Origin of the sequence: Flavobacterium ginsenosidimutans (assembly GCF_003254625.1) — a bacterium.
GTDB lineage: Bacteria > Bacteroidota > Bacteroidia > Flavobacteriales > Flavobacteriaceae > Flavobacterium > Flavobacterium ginsenosidimutans.
The window spans coordinates 514,868-533,822 of sequence record NZ_QJRJ01000081.1 but is presented as its reverse complement, the minus strand read 5'-3'; the positions used below and the strand labels follow the sequence as shown (position 1 = coordinate 533,822).

Annotated in this window: 14 protein-coding genes; 9 read left to right on the top strand and 5 right to left on the bottom strand. The window is 44.4% G+C overall.

Annotated elements, in window-relative coordinates:
• Positions 1-327: 327 nt before the first annotated feature.
• Complete coding sequence (locus DM444_RS20250; RefSeq protein WP_111290169.1) at positions 328-2,010, top strand: AraC family transcriptional regulator; 1,683 nt, start codon at positions 328-330, stop codon at positions 2,008-2,010.
• Between the two features lie 66 nt (positions 2,011-2,076).
• The gene (locus DM444_RS20245) at positions 2,077-2,253 is read left to right on the top strand and encodes a histone H1 (RefSeq protein WP_111290004.1); all 177 of its coding nucleotides are present in this window, start codon (positions 2,077-2,079) and stop codon (positions 2,251-2,253) included.
• An 81-nt stretch (positions 2,254-2,334) separates the two neighbouring features.
• On the opposite strand, the gene DM444_RS20240 is transcribed toward DM444_RS20245, so the two are convergent.
• On the bottom strand, positions 2,335-2,568 hold the full coding sequence (locus tag DM444_RS20240) for a helix-turn-helix domain-containing protein (protein ID WP_111290002.1): 234 nt from the start codon (positions 2,566-2,568) through the stop codon (positions 2,335-2,337).
• Positions 2,569-3,023: 455 nt separating this feature from the next.
• On the opposite strand from DM444_RS20240, the gene DM444_RS20235 reads away from it, so the two are divergent.
• The 4 genes from DM444_RS20235 (at position 3,024) to DM444_RS20225 (ending at position 10,123) form a co-directional block, all read left to right on the top strand.
• On the top strand, positions 3,024-6,047 hold the full coding sequence (locus DM444_RS20235) for a SusC/RagA family TonB-linked outer membrane protein (protein WP_111290000.1): 3,024 nt from the start codon (positions 3,024-3,026) through the stop codon (positions 6,045-6,047).
• A 10-nt stretch (positions 6,048-6,057) separates the two neighbouring features.
• Positions 6,058-6,795 carry a RagB/SusD family nutrient uptake outer membrane protein gene (locus tag DM444_RS23930; protein ID WP_239455743.1) on the top strand — a complete coding sequence of 246 codons (738 nt, stop codon included), beginning with the start codon at positions 6,058-6,060 and terminating at the stop codon, positions 6,793-6,795.
• Between the two features lie 69 nt (positions 6,796-6,864).
• Complete coding sequence (locus DM444_RS23925) at positions 6,865-7,443, top strand: RagB/SusD family nutrient uptake outer membrane protein (protein WP_239455741.1); 579 nt, start codon at positions 6,865-6,867, stop codon at positions 7,441-7,443.
• A gap of 13 nt (positions 7,444-7,456) precedes the next feature.
• The gene (locus DM444_RS20225; RefSeq protein ID WP_111289999.1) at positions 7,457-10,123 is read left to right on the top strand and encodes an alpha/beta hydrolase family protein; all 2,667 of its coding nucleotides are present in this window, start codon (positions 7,457-7,459) and stop codon (positions 10,121-10,123) included.
• Between the two features lie 63 nt (positions 10,124-10,186).
• Here the strand turns inward: DM444_RS20225 and DM444_RS20220 are convergent, their stop codons facing one another.
• The 4 genes from DM444_RS20220 to DM444_RS20205 form a co-directional block, all read right to left on the bottom strand.
• Positions 10,187-10,480 (bottom strand): DUF6520 family protein, encoded by a 294-nt coding sequence (locus DM444_RS20220; RefSeq protein WP_111289997.1) that lies wholly within the window; start codon positions 10,478-10,480, stop codon positions 10,187-10,189.
• A 117-nt stretch (positions 10,481-10,597) separates the two neighbouring features.
• On the bottom strand, positions 10,598-12,208 hold the full coding sequence (locus tag DM444_RS20215) for a MauE/DoxX family redox-associated membrane protein (protein ID WP_111289995.1): 1,611 nt from the start codon (positions 12,206-12,208) through the stop codon (positions 10,598-10,600).
• 158 nt (positions 12,209-12,366) lie between these two features.
• Positions 12,367-13,428 carry a DUF932 domain-containing protein gene (locus DM444_RS20210; protein WP_111289993.1) on the bottom strand — a complete coding sequence of 354 codons (1,062 nt, stop codon included), beginning with the start codon at positions 13,426-13,428 and terminating at the stop codon, positions 12,367-12,369.
• Between the two features lie 33 nt (positions 13,429-13,461).
• Positions 13,462-13,902 carry a single-stranded DNA-binding protein gene (locus DM444_RS20205; protein WP_111289991.1) on the bottom strand — a complete coding sequence of 147 codons (441 nt, stop codon included), beginning with the start codon at positions 13,900-13,902 and terminating at the stop codon, positions 13,462-13,464.
• 161 nt (positions 13,903-14,063) lie between these two features.
• Here DM444_RS20205 and DM444_RS23795 point away from each other — a divergent pair, with 161 nt between their 5' ends.
• The 3 genes from DM444_RS23795 to DM444_RS20190 all read left to right on the top strand — a co-directional run bounded on the left by DM444_RS23795 (position 14,064) and on the right by DM444_RS20190 (position 18,917).
• On the top strand, positions 14,064-14,534 hold the full coding sequence (locus DM444_RS23795; protein ID WP_204251701.1) for a DUF6965 family protein: 471 nt from the start codon (positions 14,064-14,066) through the stop codon (positions 14,532-14,534).
• Positions 14,535-14,678: 144 nt separating this feature from the next.
• On the top strand, positions 14,679-15,860 hold the full coding sequence (gene dinB / locus DM444_RS20195; RefSeq protein WP_111289989.1) for a DNA polymerase IV: 1,182 nt from the start codon (positions 14,679-14,681) through the stop codon (positions 15,858-15,860).
• 3 nt (positions 15,861-15,863) lie between these two features.
• Entirely contained in the window at positions 15,864-18,917 is a 3,054-nt protein-coding gene (locus DM444_RS20190; protein ID WP_111289987.1) for a DNA polymerase III subunit alpha, read from the top strand.
• Positions 18,918-18,955 lie beyond the last annotated feature (38 nt).

Genomic DNA, 18,955 nt, shown 5'->3' with positions numbered 1-18,955 from the left:
GGTTTTGAAAGTGAATGAGAATTGCTTCTCAGTTCATTTCATCCGGATAAGCAGAACTTTTATCCAGCACCCTGCTGGACATTTTGCTTTTGAATTCAAGGCAAAGCTATTTCGAGAAATATGACCCCGCAAGCCTGTATCTGTGGCTTTCCGTGAATTTAGGATATTGGATTCCGTGAATCCAACATTCATTTTAACAGGAATAAATCATTAAATTTCAATTGTTTATATTATTTTTGATTCATCCATATAAAACAGATCCTGTGTAGCTGCCATTATTTTTCAGGATTAATTCATCAATTGAAACGTCTCAAAAAAAATGAACATATGAAGCAGCATTATTTCCTTTCCCTTTTTCTCTCTTTGTTTACTGCAATTTCTGCACAGCCGCAAAAGCATCCGATTCCAGATAGCCTCAAATCCAAGAGCTACAGCTATCTTGATGACCGGATATATGAACTTCGAAAAGACAGCGTCCATGCTGCAGTATATCTGGCTGCATACCTGAATAAGGCAAAAAATGAGCAGAACTGGCAAGAAATTATCTACGCCTACCAGAATATACTGCACCAGTCTCCTGAATCTTTAAGAATCGTATACGCAGACAGCATGGTGTATGCCGCAGGCAAATCTGGAGACGATGCACTCTTAGGATCAGCATACCTATCCAAAGGCATTGCCTATTATGGGCAGAAGAAATATGAGGAGGCTTACAACAATTACATAACCGCAAATCACTACATCTCAAAAACCGACGACAGCTATCTGACCTTCAAGGTCAAGCACCAGATAGCCCAAATCAAGTACTATCTTGGATTTTACGAGGAGGCCATATCACTATTCCGTGAGTGCCTCTCCTATTTTAAGGCTGAAAACGCAAGAGCCTACCTAAACACTATCCATTCGCTTGGAGTCTGCTACAATAGAATCGGAAATTATGGAGAATGCACTGAAATGAATACACTGGGCATTGCTGAAGGAAAAAGGCTTAAAGACTCCGATATGGAAGCGTACTTTATCCATTCTGAGGGCATTAATGAATATTTTAAATCTAACTTCAGAAAGGCGGTTTCCAATATTGAATCATCACTTCCAGCTATTAGAGAGAACAAGGATTTTGCCAATGAATCGGTCGGCAATTTTTATATTGGAAAAAGCTTATGGGCACTTAAAGAAAAAGATAAGGCTCTGCCCTACCTTATAAAAGTTGACAGGACTTTTATCGAGAAAAATTTTCTTCGTCCCGACCAGCGTGAGGTCTATGAGCTGCTCATTGATTATTACAAAGGCAAAAGCGACCTGAAATCCCAGCTTTACTATATTGACCAGCTATTAAAAGCTGACCGTATGCTTATTGAAACCCATAAATACCTAGCGGGGAAAATCCATAAGGAATACGACACCAGAGAACTTATTTTGGAAAAGGAGAAAATTAAGGATCAGCTCGTACGCGAAAAATATTATGATATAATCGGCATCGGGATAATTGCAGCACTATTTCTTCTATCGATATTTCTTACCGCGCGGCATTATAAAAACAGAAAGTTTTACCGGAAGAAATTTGACGAACTGATGAAAAAAACTCCTCCAGAGCAATTGCAAAGCTTCGGCCAGATCAAAGGCATGAAGACAAAAATGGTAGACATACCGCAAGAAACAGTGGAATCGGTGCTCAAAGAGCTTGAAAAATTCATATCAGATAAGAAATTCCTGGAAAAAGACCTGCGCCTTTCTGCCGTAGCTTCTTCCCTGGGAACCAACTCAAAATATTTTTCAAAAATCTTATCGACCTATAAAAATAAAAGATTCGTAGAGTACTTCAATGATTTAAAAATAGACTATATAATTCAGAAACTGAAAGAAAATAAAATGATGAGGCTCTATTCAAATGCGGCATTAGCGGAGGAGGCCGGCTTCAGCAGCACGCAGCCATTTGTATTTGCATTTAAGGCCAGAACAGGAATGCCTGTGCACTTCTTTATAGAGCAGATAAATAAAGCGCAGGAATAAAAAGATATTTTTTATAAATCATAAAATTAAAAATATACATTTGCGCCGTAATTAAAAAATGGCATTATGAAAGACCTACTAGCAAAAATCACTGCTGAAATCGAAACATTCAAAACAGAATCTGATTCATTAGCAGAAAAAGGAGTTAAAGCTGCTGGAGCAAGAGCTCGCAAATCTTCATTAGAAATTGAAAAGCTTTTAAAAGAGTTTAGAAAAGTTTCTATTGAAGAATCTAAAAAATAATTCATCTTCACTTCACTCAAAAAAGCCCTTCAAATAAATCTGAAGGGCTTTTTTATATTACTTTATTACTGATAGTTAGATTTAAATCCCTTTATCCGGCCAAAAATCTTTCGGAGAACAATCGAAAATTTTTGCAATTTCATTTAAGTGTTTAATATTATACTTAGCTTTTTTGGAAGATTCAATATCCCCTATAAAACCTACGCCCTTATCCAGTCTTAGAGATAATTGCTCTTGGGTAAAGCCCTTTTCCTTTCGGATGGTCCTAACCCTTTCAATTATATAGTTTTCTATTTCAGATAAGTTATTATTCATGATATACAAATAGCCAATATTATTTGTTAAATTTCAATGGACTATAGTCCATATTTGTTATTTTTTATTATATTTGCATTGTATTACATATATTTGCGAATCTTCATAAAAATATTTGAAGCACTCGCTTTGAATCTCGCGTTAGAAAACTGGTAATTTTGCAACGAGATGATAAGTAAGATGCTCACGTCTTATGGCGTGGGCTCACTTATTGTTGCAACGGTATACCAGTACCTCTAACGCAGTAAGATGAGTTCCACGCTTTTATTTTTACTCTCTTCAATTCTCAGCAAATCTTCAATTTGAAATTTTCGCATTTCATAAATGTCGAACTTTATATTAATGCCTATGCATACAACTTAGCAAACATAAAAAAGCTCTCTACCTCGTCGCCAAACTAGTATAGAGAGCCTGTAGCCAATCAAATATCCATTTAACTAACCAATCCCAATATTATGAATTATTTTTCATTTTACAAGGATGGAAAAGCTCTTTATTGCCTAATTTTTACAGGCATGCTGCTTTCTTTTTCATCCCTATCCGCCAAAAATTCCAAACGGAATTACCAATCATCTAATCAGCAGTATCAGCTTCAGGGAACCGTCACGGACGGTACTGCGCCTCTGCCCGGCGTAACCGTCGCCATTAAAAGCAGAACAGCAGGCAATGCGATTACGGACTACAATGGCCATTACCAGCTTTCCGTCTCTGCCAACGACACTCTAGTCGTTTCCTTCATCGGATTCAAAAAAGCCTTTATTCCTGTCCAGGGGCGAAGCAGAATTGACATCCAGCTGCAGTATGACACCACCACTCTGCAGGAAGTGAAAATCAATGCGGGCTATTATAGCGTCAAGGAAAGCGAACGCACGGGAAGCATTTCCCGCATCACCTCCAAAGACATTGAAACCCAGCCTGTCACCAATGTGCTCGCTGCCATGCAGGGGCGCATGGCTGGAGTCAGCATCACCCAGACAACGGGCGTCCCGGGAGGAGGCTTTGATATAAAGATCAGAGGACAGAACAGCCTGCGTTCAGAAGCCAATGCGCCGCTATATATTATTGACGGCGTTCCCTATGCCTCAGACCCAATCGGTTCGGGCATAACAAACCTGACTTTCCCAACACTTTCCAGCCCCTTAAATAGCATAAATCCAGACTTCATTGAAAGCATTGAGGTTCTAAAGGATGCCGATGCCACCTCCATCTACGGATCTAGAGGAGCCAATGGAGTGGTGCTGATCACCACAAAAAAAGGAAAAGCAGGAAGGACAAAATTTACCGTAACGGCCTCCACAGGAGCAGGAACAGTCACCAGATTCATGAAGCTCATGAACACCGAGCAGTACCTTTCCATGCGCAGGCAGGCATTTAAAAATGACGGCATTACAGCATACTCTCCTTGGGATTATGATGTCAACGGCACTTGGGATCAGAACCGCTACACCGACTGGCAGAAAGAGCTTCTTGGGGGCACCGCCCAGATCACCGACCTTCAGGCAACGGCATCAGGAGGATCAGAAAACACCCAGTTTATGCTCAGCGGTTCCTATCACACCGAGTCTACCGTATTTCCCGGCACTTTCCTATATAAGAAAGGAGGTAGCCAGTTCAGCTTAAGCCATATCTCGGATGACCAGAAATTCCGACTGGCCTTCTCGGCAGGAGTCACCCTTCAGGATAATGACCAGCCATCATTTGACCTCACCTATGATGCCCGCAGCCTTCCCCCTAATGCGCCAGCCTTATACAATGCTGACGGAACATTAAATTGGGAGAACAGCACCTGGACCAATCCGCTGGGAAATCTAAATACAAAATTCGAATCCAGAACCAATGATCTTACCGCCAGCGCCGTGCTGTCCTATGAAATAATTCAGGGGCTTTCCGCCAAAGCAAATCTGGGATACACCAATCTAAGCAATAATGAAACGCGAATAGTGCCTTCAACCATTTATGATCCTGCCTACAATGTCAGCAGTGAAAGATCAGCGCTCTTTCTCAACGATGTCAGCAGAAGCTCGTGGATAGCAGAGCCGCAGATCAGCTGGAAAAAAGATCTAAAAACTTCCATAATTGATATCCTTTTAGGAGCCACATTCCAGAGCCAGCAGTCCCTTCGCATCCAGCAGTCGGGAACGGGATTCACTTCAAACAGCCTTATTTACAATCTGGCTGCGGCAAAAACCACAAGAGTGCTGCTCAACGATGAAACCCTTTATAAATATCAGGCCTTTTTTGGCAGGGTCAATTACAACTACAAACAGCGCTATATCCTAAATCTTACGGCGCGCCGTGACGGCTCAAGCCGTTTTGGTCCCGGGAAACAGTTCGCTGGCTTTGGAGCAGCCGGACTGGCTTGGCTTTTTTCAAATGAATCCTTTATGCAGGACAACAGCTGGCTGAGCTTCGGAAAAATACGGACAAGCTATGGAACTACAGGAAATGACCAGATTGGAGACTATCAGTTTTTAGATACCTATTCCAACACTGGAGTATTGTATAACGGAACACCCGGACTTGCTCCGAGCAGGCTCTTCAACGCAGACTTCGGATGGGAAACCAATAGAAAAATTGAAGCGGCATTGGAGCTCGGATTTCTTAAGGATAGGATTTTCACAACTGCCGCATGGTACCAGAACAGGTCTTCCAATCAGCTGACAGGAATTCCTCTGCCCGGCTCCACAGGCTTTACCTCCTATCAGGCAAATCTTGATGCAGTGGTGCAGAACCGCGGACTCGAATTTACGCTCCGCACGGTTAACTTTAGCGGCCATGGCTTTAACTGGACCACAAACCTGAATCTGACCTTTGCCAAAAATAAGCTTCTCAAATTTCCGGGTCTGGAAAGTTCTGCCTACAGCCAGCAGTACCGCATTGGAGAGCCATTGAACATCAGACTGCTGTACAGCTTTAAAGAAGTTGATCCACAGACAGGCGTATATGCCTTCGAGGATCTCAATAATGACGGTGCCATAACTTTTCCTGAAGACCGGCAGAATGCAGTGGATCTGAATCCCCAGTATTACGGCGGGCTTCAAAACCAGTTTACCTATAAAGGCGTAACGCTTGATTTTCTGTTCCAGTTTGTAAAGCAGCAAAACAGGACCTATCCGATGGGAACGGCCGGAATGATGTCTAACCAGCAGGAAAGGATAAGCAATAGCTGGAGCGCTCCTGGCGATATCGCTCCCTACCAGATTTATACCACTGGCTACAATTACGCAGCCCTGATGGGCACCTATCTCTATAACGAGAGCACAGCATCAGTAACGGATGCCTCCTATATACGCCTTAAGAATATTTCCCTTTCCTATGATCTGCCTCTGGGCTTAAAGGAGACGCAGTGCAGAGTTATGGTTCAGGGGCAGAACTTGCTCACTTTTACAAAGTACATAGACGGAGATCCTGAATTTACCAGCTATGGCTTCCTGCCGCCGCTCAAAGTAGTGACTATGGGAATACAGCTAACCTTTTAAACCTATCATTATGAAAACGATTCATCTTATACTGACGCAGTGGATATGGCTTGCCGTCCTGACTGCATGCACCTCCTGCGACTCTTTTGTTGAAGTGGAGCTTCCAAAAAATCAGCTTACTGCTGTAACGATTTTTCAGGACTATCATACTGCGGAAGCGGCTATGGCAGACATCTATTCCAATCTTCGTGACAAAGGCATTCTTGCCGGTGACGGAACCGGAATATCCAATCAGCTCGGCAACTACTCCGACGAGATGGTCAGCAGCGAAAACCCTTCCAATCCAAGCATTGCTTTTTATGCCAATGCGCTTCTGCCAAGCAATACTTACATCACAGGCTACTGGAACTCGGCCTACTATCAGATTTATGCTGCCAATGCCGTTATTGAGGGCGTTTCGGAAAGCAAAAATCTAACCGATGCGCAGAAAAGACAGCTTCAGGGCGAGGCGCTGTTTGTAAGGGCGCTGGTGCATTTTTATCTCGTAAATCTTTTTGGGGACGTACCCTATGTAACACAGACCGACTATAAAATAAACAGCACGGTGAAAAGAACCCCTAGCGGGCAGGTCTACGAGCAGATAATTGCTGATCTTGAAAATGCTGCTGCGCTGCTTCCGGAAAGCTATCCTGATCCGGCAAGAGTCCGCCCCAATGCCTTTACAGCCAAAGCGCTGCTTGCCAGAACCTTTCTGTACACCAATGCCTATCCCGAAGCCTCCAATATGGCATCTGCTGTCTTAAACTAGCAGCAGACCTACAGTCTGGAACAGCCGCAAGATGCATTTTTAAACACTTCCAGAGAAACCATCTGGCAGTTGCAGTCCGGTGCAGCGGGACAGAATACGGCGGAGGGCTCCTTCTTTATTTTTACTTCGGTGCCTCCAAGATATGTATCGCTCAGCGAATCGCTGGCTGATTCCTTTGCTCCTGATGATCTTCGCAGATCCACTTGGATTAAAAGCCTTTCAGACGAAACAGCTATCTGGTATCATCCCTACAAATACAAAGAAAACATTCCGACGGCCGTATCCAAGGAATATTCGATCGTATTCAGGCTTGCTGAACAGTACCTCATCAGAGCAGAAGCCAGAGCATGGCAGGGCGATCTGATCGGAGCCAAAGAGGATTTGAACAGAATAAGAAGCCGTGCCGGACTTTCCGATACGCAGGCCGAAACGCAGAATGAAATTCTCGATGCAGTGCTGCTGGAAAGAAAACTGGAGCTATTCACGGAAACTGGACACCGATTCTTTGACCTTAAGCGCACTGGAAGGCTTGATGCAGAACTGGCGCACATCAAACAGGGATGGAATTCGACCGACAGCCTATTCCCAATTCCGCAGAGCGAACTGAGTGCCAACCCCAATCTGAGACCGCAGAATCCCGGATACTAAACAATACACTATTATGTCAAAAGCAATATTCACCGACAGCTGCCGAACAGCAGTGCTCACCGCGGTGCCTATTTTAGAATTTTTATTTTTATTATTTATTTTGCCATTAGTAGCCTGTCCCCTCTGGGGGCAGGCAATGCAAAAAAAGCATCTTTCTCCAGCTGACTACTCCCGCTGGGGCGAAGTCCATCTGGATAAAATTTCAAATGACGAAAAATGGGCAGCCTACAGGATGGCTTATGAAAACGGAGCCGATACGCTTTTTATCCAGAACATAAAAACAGGCCAAAGACACTTTTTTACCGATGCTGAAAAAACGCTGTTTACGCAAAGCAATTTCTTTATCTGCAGTACCGGCTCTGATCTTACGATTCTGGATTTGGAAACGCTAAAAACAGAAACAGTCTCTGGCATACAGAAATATGCTTATGATAAACAGACCGATCAGCTTATTATCCTATTGGACAGTCCAGAAGAAAAAGGAATGCTGCATATCAGATCACCTAAAAAAGCAGAAGGCACTGCATTCAAGAATGTGAGCCAATTTGCTGTGAGCCCAAACGGAACTATGCTGGCTTTTACTGTTTTATCTGAGCCTGAAGCCACTGCAGCTGTCCTGAGCCTTAAACAGCCAAAAAAGGCAAAGTGGATCAGCGCAAAAAATGCAGAACAGCTGGCTGGCCTTACCTGGGAAAAAGAAGGCAGGGCACTGGCTTTTCTAAAACAGTCAGCAGACCAGAAAATAAAAGCACTAGGCCTTTATATCCCCGCTGAAGACAAGCTGTATGAATTAAAATCCGATTCCTGTGCTGATTTCCCGAACCATTCCTCCATCTTCTACGATGCATTCTCTCCCATTGTAATTTCAAGCGATCTGAAGCGCGTATTCTTCTCTATCCAGAAGGAAGCTGAGACCGCTGAAAACATATCAAAGTCCGATGTCCAGATCTGGAATGCAAATGACAAATGGGTATATTCCCAGCACAAGACTCTTGAAAGTTTTGATAAAATGCCCAAAATTGCAGTATGGAATCCAGCAGGGAATCTTGTGCGCCAGATTACCACAAATGAACTTCCGTTGCTAATGCTCACGGATGACATGAAGTATGCCGTATTATCAGACCCATCCCGCCACCAGCCGCAGTTTGAAGCCCAAGACGTCAGGGATTTCTATGTCATGGATCTCACAACTTTTGAAAAAAAGATGCTTTTGGAAAAGCATGTCTACCTGCCTTGGGCGCTTAATCCTTCATCCTCGGGAAAATATTTTGCGTACTTTAGGGATAACAGTTGGTGGGTATATGAATTTGCCACAGGCCTCCATAGAAATGTATCTGAAAAAATAGGCATGAAATTCAGCGGCAAAGTTCAGGAGCTTGTTCCTGAATCCACTTACGGCAATCCGGGATGGAGCCTTGATGACAGGGAAATCCTGCTTTATGACCAGTTTGATATCTGGGCTGTGTCTCCAAGCGGCAGCACTTATAGAAGGCTCACCAAAGGACGGGAATTGGGCATTAAGCTTCGAATAGCACCGCAGCCCAATAGGCTGGGCGCAAAGCATCTTTATGACGGCCCTGTTGCCGACAGTTTTGATCTGCGGCAGGAACTGCTGCTTCGCGGCAGCGGACGTGATGGGAAAACAGGCTATTTCAGATGGAACAGCACTTCAGGAGAAAAAGCAGTCACGTACGGAGATTATTACAGCGATGAGCTAAACTACGCTCCAAAGAAGAAGACCCTCTTTTTCAGGGAGCAGCAATTCGACAGCCCTCCTGAGCTCTTGAGCAGTACAGGAACACAAGGCAAAAAGAGCTTTTTCAAAAGCAATCCCCATCATAAAGGCTATTTCTGGGGAAAATCTGAACTGATCGAATTTAAAAATATGGAAGGCAGATCGTTAAAAGGCGTCTTATTCTATCCAGCAGATTATGATCCAAAAATAAAATATCCGATGATTGTGCACATTTACGAGCTCAAATCCCATGAGCTTCACATCTATGATAATCCGACCTATCAAAACGGAACCGGCTTTAATATCACTCTGGCGAACGCTGAAGGCTATTTTGTATTCCTTCCCGACATACAGCATGAATATCAGAAGCCCGGCATTTCAGCAGCTGACTGTGTCATATCGGGCGTAAAAAAAATAATCGGAAAAGGGATTGTGAAAGAGGATAAGATTGGCCTCATAGGGCATTCATTCGGAGGTTTTGAAAGCGCTTTTATAATGTCTCAGACAGATCTCTTTGCTGCCGGGATTGCAAGCGGAGCAATCACGGATCTTTTCAGCCACTACAATAGCATCGGTCCGCGTGCGGGAGATCCCGAACAATGGAGGTATAGCGGAGAACAGTTTAATATGGGAGGATCGCCTTATGAGATCCCTAAACTTTATGAAGCCAACTCCCCTATAATCCATGCCCCTAAAATTACGGCCCCGATGCTTTTGTGGACAGGAGACAGGGATCCTCAGGTGGATCCGCATCAGAGCTACGAGCTTTATCTTGCCCTTCGTTGGCTTCGAAAGAAAAGTATTATGCTCGTCTATCCAAAAGCAGGCCACGTTCTTATAGATCCTAGCCAGCAGAAAGACATTACAATACGCACTCTGGAGTGGTTCAGCTATCATTTAAAGGGCAATCACAACTATCCTTGGATTGCCAATGGAATGGAATAGAATCAGGCTTAAAAAAACAATGCAGTTCCATAGGAACTGCATTGCCATTTCAGCAGGCTTTGATTATTGTCCATTTATAAGACGGTACAAAGGCTGAACACAGTTGTTCTGGCTGTCTCTGTCGTATGCAATCGCACCAGAAGTGTCGCCTACGCGGCAAAGCTGATCCTTTGAAACATCACTGCAGGCAACCTGCGTAGTGGAACAGGTTCCGTTTGCATTCGGCAGATAGCCCCATTTAAAGGCAACCGCACTTTTTTCAGGTGCGCGCTGCATCGAAGTGGTTGCAAAAGCTCCCGAAACTGCCAAGGCCACAATAGCAGCCGGCAGCACATTTTTTAAAACTAACGTTTTCATAGCATTAAAATTTATAACCGTAATATGATCTACTTTTTTCTACAGGTGTTCGATCTGATTCCTGACACTGATCAGTATATTATATTGATAGCCCACAGACAGGCTGTAAGCGCTATCCTATTCTTTTTTTATTTCCTTTTTTAGGGCATCCTTTAGCTGATACACAACCAGATCATTTCCGATGACAGCAGCCAGATATCCGCCAGCAACGGCGAAAGAATTTAAAGAGCTGCTGGAGGTATGGTATATTGGAAAGCTCATAAGATAAGAGCCGCTGATCAGATCGTACACATCAATAATAAAAGATTTCTTCCATAGCTTTTCATTCTCATATCTTCCCCTTACAAGCGAATGGACGAAAAGCAGATTTTCAAAAACTGCCGCATTTGAATTCACCACATCTGCAGGAGCAGACATCGCAAACTCTCTTCCGCCCTTGAGCTCCGACACTTTTATTTTAGCATGGGTGATAGTGTCAATGGTATGCCCTCTGTAGGCAAGCGATCCATATTTATCGGCCACAATAAATTCATTGCGGTAATAATACAGGTACACCATCTTTTTCATTCCTTCGCTGTACAGCAGCGTGCCATCGGTATCAAAGATCCCGTCAATCTGTTTTTGGAGCAGATTTCTTCTATAGCTTATTTTCGGAACCGACTCCATATTGAAAACGCCGAGCACATTGGCCAGCTTTTTGGAATTATTGGATCTGAAAGCAACAGAAGCTCCATCAATCGGCGCCAGTTTTGTAAAATACGGAACCCCCTTAAAGGCTGTCGTGATACTCCAGTCTTTCGCATCTCCGCGAAACACGGCAGGAACGCTTCCGTCGTACAGATAGAAATAAGGCTCCTGAATCCTGATATAGATATTTTTAAAAGGTATGCTGTCCGGAGAAAAAGAAATCCTTTCCATTTTCTGATGGCTTAGGCTGGAATCCAGCGACATCAGATAGGAAGGAAACTCATAGTTTCCCAGATAGATCCGCTGGCCTCGAAAGCCCGCAATATAATACGAACTGTTATTTAGTCTGAAAGACGCGGAATACTCTGCAGGATGGTGGGGATATCGCCTTATAAAGGGATTGCTGTGGCGCATGACTTCCTCCGAAGACAGATACAGAAGTGCAACAGCCGATATGCTAGCCGCTATTGCCACAGCTATCCATTTGGCCTGGGCCAAAAAACCATAGCCAGCATTGCGAGCCTTCCCTACCCATGCATCTAAAACAATTGCGGAGGCAGCCAGAAAGACAAAAGCAATATTGAACGCCAGATGCGCATTCCAGCCCATCTTTTCCAAAATCCCTCCGCAGGAGCACGGAATAAAAGAGCTGTAGTTCAGTATAATAAAAATATAGGCCGTAAACATAACCATAAGAGAAAGCGCGAAGTAAAGGCCAATATGGCGAAGCCTGCCTGTCAGAAGAAACAGTGCCGCCATTAATTCTGCTGCAAGCACCAATACGGAAATCCAACGGGCAAAAGCGCTCAAAAGCGGAGACTGTCCGAGCTGCACCTGAAAATTTTCAAAATCAAGCATTTTGCTTACCGCAGCGTACACAAATAGAACAGCAAACAGATAGCAGACTGATTGGATAAAAACCGTTTTGATGCTTGCACTGCATTTCATAATCCTAAAGTTTAAAAATGAGCCGCATTTCATTAAACTGATGCGGCCACCATAATGATATGCAAATCTAAAACCGTAAGATTTATCATCCATTATCAGAATCACGTCTAAACTTTTCAAAAGCAGGCTGAAACATTATATCAGCTACAAAAAAAACGCGCTGTAAATCGCAAGATTTGCAGCGCGTCCGAGCCTCCGAAAAAATAATGCAGGCAGCTGAAAACTGCCTGCATTCCCATTATTAAGCAGATTCAATTCTGCACTACATAAGAGCTAAACCCTTTAACAGCAAAATCAAGGCACAGATTAAAAGCGGCCTGACCCCGAAGCTGCGCCGTTCCTCCCATCAGGATGGAAGAAAGCTTGGCCTGATCATCCCTGTATTTTCTAACGTTCTGAAAATAGCCCGTCACAGCATTGTAGGCACCAAATACAGTTCCTTTAGTGGTTGCCATCTGCTGTGTGGGATGGCTCATCGCATACTCAAAAGCATTGTCAACCATATTGTTAAAGCAGGCCGATAATTCCGCGTTTCTCCCTTCCTGCAGTTTTTTAAGAACCTCTCTTCCTGGAGCCATAGCATGCTGGATCAGTTTTTTAACCTCCTTATCGGATATGTGTGTCTTTGTCCAGTAATTAAAAACGGCTTCCAGACTGCCAGCCAATGCATCTGAAATCCCCATAACCTTATGAGCCTGCTCGAGACGGTCTTTCGCATTTGAAGTATGGCGTATGCGCACCGTGCTGGTTTTGGACTGCATGGCCGCATTGAGCGTATTGGCGCAGACAATGCGGATCGGCGTAAAGGCTGCCGTTATGCTTCCGCTCCCGTCATGGGAGGTGGTGAGAAAAAGATATTTTTCAATCAGATCCTCCTTTCCCACGCGGATATAGTCAGGCAGTTTTGCCGTGATAAAGATCTTCTCGCCATTTCCCAATGCTCCTGCTGTTTCATATAGAATGCCGTCACCGCCCACGATGCTGTCAAAAAAAGAAAATGCATCCCTGTTCTGCACGATATGATAATCCTTCCCGACAACTCCCAGCACCGTATCGGTATCAGTCCGTACTGTACTGCAGTAATCTGGTATATTCAGCCTGCCAGCAGTTATAAAGTCCTGCGTTACAATTGGAGCAGAAGGCGTGTAAAGCCTTCTTTTCTCCACGTCAAAATCCAGCCCTGCGTGGGCCATTGCCTCAGCACTTGTCGGATAGTCCTTCACTACCTGCCCCAGATTGTGCCAAGGCTTTTCGTTCACGCTGAAAAAACTGTGTCTTCCATTCCCGTCATTAAAATTAATATGATGTGCCATGATTTCTGATTTTTAAATGATTAAACGCCATATTTAAAATGGCACGTCTTCTGTTGCCCTGTCTTTTCCCGCAGCACTTCTGCTGTTACCTTTCTGTGCCTTACCCTCGCTTCCATTAGCATTAGCATTAGCATTAGCATCAGTATCTATCTTATCGCCGCTTCGCTTGGCAAAAGCAAGAAAGCTGATTTTGTCGACATGAAAATCAATGCTCCCTATCGGATTCCCATCGCTGTTGATGTACACATGCATGCCCAGCCTTCCGCTCAACAGCACCACCGCTCCTTTTTTAACCCACTGCCCTGCCTTCATGCTTATCCAATACGAACAGTTGATAAAGGTCGCCACTTCTTTAAACTCATAGCTCCCCGCTGGCTTATAGCGGTCATTAACCGCTATGCTGAAGCTCAAAACCTCTTTTTCCCCTACTTTAACCGCTTTTGCATCTGATGCAACTCTACCCGTAATTTCCATAACCTTAAAATTTAATAGTGAATAAATAATTACCAGCTGGCCAATAGCTAATGAATGTTTAATGAATGTTTAATGAATGTTTAATGAATGTTAATGAAACGCTTACCCAATAGCTGCCGATCCAGCCGCTTCCCTTACTCCCGCTCCGCCCCTTCAAAAAATTGTTTTCAAAAGAAAAAACGGAAAAAAAGAAAGCAAGAGCCAAGCGCAGGCTCAAGGATGCGGAGTGCTATAAGTCCCGAAGGGCTGGCGAAGTGAAACGCAGCCAGTTATGCGCATGCAGCATACGGCTGGCGCTATCTTGGCTGCCCTTTTTAGCCGTTTCGAATGAAAACAGCATTTCCCCGTTTTTTCTATTTATGGAAAAACTAAAAAGCAGCCACACTTTAAATTCGAACTCTGCTTCTCAATCCGATAAAGAGGCAGACTGGAAACCATGGGCAAAAATTACCGACTCGCAGTTTTTCCTCAACAGCTGTTATACCGGCACCCGTAATTTTAACGGAAAAATCGAAAGATGCCCTGCCTGGCGGCATCTTAAAGATTTTACATTCTTATCAAGAAAACATCGGCCCAGCCGATCAGCGAGGAACCTGCTTCATAATAATTTCAATCATTCCGTAAATTCCTAATAAAGGAAAAATGCACCAGTTTGGGTGCTTTTTTTATGCCCTGAAAAATAAGGCTTTTTAAAATTTGTTATTATCTATAACATAAATATTTTTAAAATTGTTCCTATCTGTACTAATTTTGATCCGTATAAAAATGAACAGATCATGGCCAGGGCTATTGTACACATCGACATGAACACGTTTTTCGTCTCCTGCGAAAGGCTTACCAATTCTGAACTCAACGGCATACCCCTTATTATTGGAGGCGGTGACAGAGGCGTTGTGGCTTCCTGCTCCTATGAAGCCAGAAAATTCGGCGTGCATTCTGCCATGCCGATCCATATGGCCATGAAGCTCTGCCCTCAAGCAAAAATCATGAAAGGCGATATGGAGCTCTATTCGAGGCTCTCCCACGACATTACCGAAATCATCCAGGAAAAAGCGCCCGTGGTGGAAAAAGCCAGCATTGATGAATTTTATCTGGACATCACCGGCATGGATAAATTCTACGGCAGCTACAGATGGACTGATGAGCTCGCGCGGCGCATTACAAAAGAGACGGGACTTCCTCTCACCTTTGCGCTTTCGGTTAATAAAACCGTATCGAAAATAGGAACCGGAGAAGGCAAGCAGAAGCAGAACCTTGAAATTCCCGAACATCTTGTCCAGTCCTTTCTGAATCCGCTCTCCATTAGAAAAATTCCGATGGTCGGCCAGAAAACCTTTGAGCTTCTTTCCCGAATCGGCATCCGCACCATCCAGACACTCTCTGAAATGCCTGCCGAATCCCTGCAGCAGATGATCGGCAAAAACGGAACCGAACTCTGGAAAAAAGCCAATGGCATTGACAACACGCCTGTGGAGCCCTACACGGAAAGAAAATCAATTTCAACCGAAGACACCTTTTCCCAGGACACTATCGATGTGCTGAAACTCAACAGAATCCTGCAGGGAATGGTGGAGAAACTGGCCTATCAGCTCCGTGCAGAGCAGTGGCTCACCTCAACGGTGACCGTGAAGATCAGGTACGCCAATTTTGATACAGAAACCAAACAGTGCAGGGTGCCGTACACCTCAGCGGATCATATTCTGATCCAGACGGTGATAAATCTCTTTACCAAACTGTACCAGCGCCGAATGAGGCTTCGCCTCATTGGAGTCCGCTTCAGCGGACTGGTCAGGGGAACCTACCAGATTGACCTTTTCAATGATACCGAAGAAATGCTGGCGCTCTATCAGGCTATGGACAGAATGAAGACCCGTTACGGATTTGATGCCGTGATGAGATGCGCCGGCGCATCTTTCAAACCCAATACTAAAGACGAAATTTTAAAACGCAAAAAATAGATCATGTACCTCAACTGCCACTCTTTTCATTCCCTGCGCTACGGCACCATTCCGCTGGATGATCTGATCAGACAGGCAGCGGATTGCGGTGCCACAGCGGCAGCTTTAACCGATATCAATACCGTAACAGGGATTTATGATTTTATAAAAGGCTGCGAAGCCTTAGGAATAAAGCCGCTTGTCGGGATAGAATTCCGCTGCAGGCACAAATTACGCTATATCGGTCTTGCCAGAAATGCTGAAGGTCTGGCGGAAATGAACCGTTTTCTGACACAGCACAACTTTGACAAAACAGTTCTCCCCCTTGCAGCCCCTAACTTTTCCGAAGTGTTCATTATCTATCCTTTGGAAAATGCTCCATTAATTTTAAGAGAGAATGAATATATAGGCATCCGTCCCGAACAGCTTCAGAAACTGATTGTATCGGAATGGAAAAACAGGCAGGAAAAAATGGTCATACTCCAGCCTATCACTTTCAGGACCAAAAAAGAATACGAACTCCATAAAATTCTCCGCGCCATTGACCTGAATACCATTTTCTCTAAATTGAAGCCTGCCGATTACTGCAGACATTCGGAAATCATGGTAGCGGCTGAAAGGATACTGTCCTGCTACGGGCAGTATCCCGGAATTATAGCCAATACCGAGAAAATTATCAGAGAATGCAATTTTGAGTTTGACTTCAAAACACCCAAAAACAAGAAATTTTACACCAATAGCCGAAAAAACGACATGTCCCTGCTGACCGCTCTGGCGAAAGACGGTCTGGAATGGCGATACGGAAAAAACAATCCAGAGGCTGAATCCAGAATGCTTAGGGAGCTGGAAATAATTGACCAGCTGGAATTCAGCGGGTATTTTCTCATCACATGGGATATCATAAAATACAGCAATTCTAAGGGATTCCTCCATATCGGAAGGGGCTCGGGCGCCAACAGCATTATTGCCTACTGCCTAGGAATAACAGATATCTGCCCTTTGGAGCTTGATCTCTATTTTGAGCGCTTTCTGAATGAAAACCGCAAAAGCCCTCCCGATTTCGACATCGACTGGTCGTGGAAGGAAAGGGATGTGATCCTTGAATATATATTCGGCCGCTACGGCTATGAAAATGTGGCATTCTGCGGCACTAACGTAGAGTTCAAATACAGATCCATATTCCGTGAAGTTGGAAAAGTATACGGTCTTCCCAAAGAGGAGCTTGATGCGCTGGCTAAAAATCCGATGGCACTGCATTCCCAGAATAAGATCGTCAAAAAAGTTCAGGAATATGGAATGCTGCTTCTAAAATACCCCAACCAGCGAAGCATGCACTCCTGCGGCATACTGATATCCGAGGAGCCGATAACCAATTATTCCGTGCTGGAAATGCCTCCAAAAGCCTTTCCGATAGTGCTCTTTGATATGCATACTGCAGAGGATATCGGTCTAGAAAAATTTGACATCCTAAGCCAGCGTGGCATCGGGCATATTGATGACACCGTGAAAATAATTGAGTGGAACAGAGGCATTCGCATCAATATCCGCGATACAAGACTGTCAAAAAACGAAGCGTCCGCAAACGTCTATCTTGCCCAGGGCAGGACAATCGGATGCTTTTACATTGAAAGCCCGGCTATGCGCGGACTGCTTCGCCGTCTGAAATGCGGCGATTATAAAACACTCGTGGCGGCATCATCGATCATACGCCCTGGAGTGGCTCAGTCCGGAATGATGAAGGAATACATCTTCCGCCATAACAACCCGTCAAAATTTGAATATTTTCATCCGGTTTTCGAGCACGAGCTTGGAGAAACCTATGGCATTATGGTGTATCAGGAAGACGTGATCAAAATTGCCCTGCATTACGGAGGGCTTTCGGCTGCAGACGGAGATATCCTAAGACGTGCCATGTCGGGCAAGGGACGCTCCAAAGCGGCGCTCCAGAAAGTAAAGGACGATTTTTTTATTTCAGCTGCGGCAAAGGGGCATCCCGAAGCGCTGAGCCAGGAAATCTACCGCCAGATCGAATCCTTTGCAGGCTATTCCTTCTGCAAGGCGCACTCTGCATCCTATGCGGTGGAAAGCTACCAGAGCCTATACCTGAAGGTGCACTACCCCATTGAATTTATGGTTGCCGTAATCAATAATCAGGGAGGATTTTACCGCACTGAAATCTATGTGCACGAAGCCAGAATGGCCGGCGCTGCTATCCATACCCCCTGCGTGAACAGAAGCGGATATGAGACTGTCCTCTACGGCAGCGATATCTATCTGGGCTTTATGCACCTGCAGGGCCTGGATTCCAAACTCTCGCAGTTCATCGCTTTTGAGCGCGAGAGAAACGGCATTTACAAGTCACTGGAGGATTTTATAAATAGGGTTCCTATGGGAATTGAGAATGTGAAGGTGCTTATTTTCATAGGCGCTTTCCGCTTTACGGGAAAAACTAAAAACCAGCTGCTGGTTCAGATAAGCCTTCTGATGAATAATTTCAAGCCCGAAAACCGCGGGCTTATGCTGATAAATGAACCAGTGAAAGAATTTAAGCTGCCCGTTCTGGAGCGCTCGGTATTTGAGGATGCTTTTGATGAAATTGAGCTTTTGAATTTCCCGGTATCCTGCACCGTTTTTGATCTGCTCAAGACTAAACACCGCGGGGATGTGATGGTGCGCGACCTATTGAAACACCATAAAAAGCAGGTTCGCATGCTGGCTTACCTGATCTCGACCAAACAGGTGCCGACCAAAAGGGGAAATATGTATTTCGGGACATGGATCGATAATGAGGGAGCCTATTTTGATACGGCGCATTTCCCTGACAGCCTTATAAATAATCCATTTCAGGGAGGTGGCTGCTACCTGCTATTGGGAACCGTGGAAATTGACTATCATTTCCCAACGATCACCATTTCCAGGATGGCTAAAATGCCCTTCATTCCTGACCCAAGATATTCGGACTCAGACAAAAGGTATACCACGCAGCATAATATCAAACAGGATGTCAGCAGCACCCACAGGCAGCCCTATCCGCAAGATTATGAAATTAATCTGCCGCGCCACAAAATGAAATTTTGAATATTTGTTTATGCAATACCTTAAGAATGAATTAAATA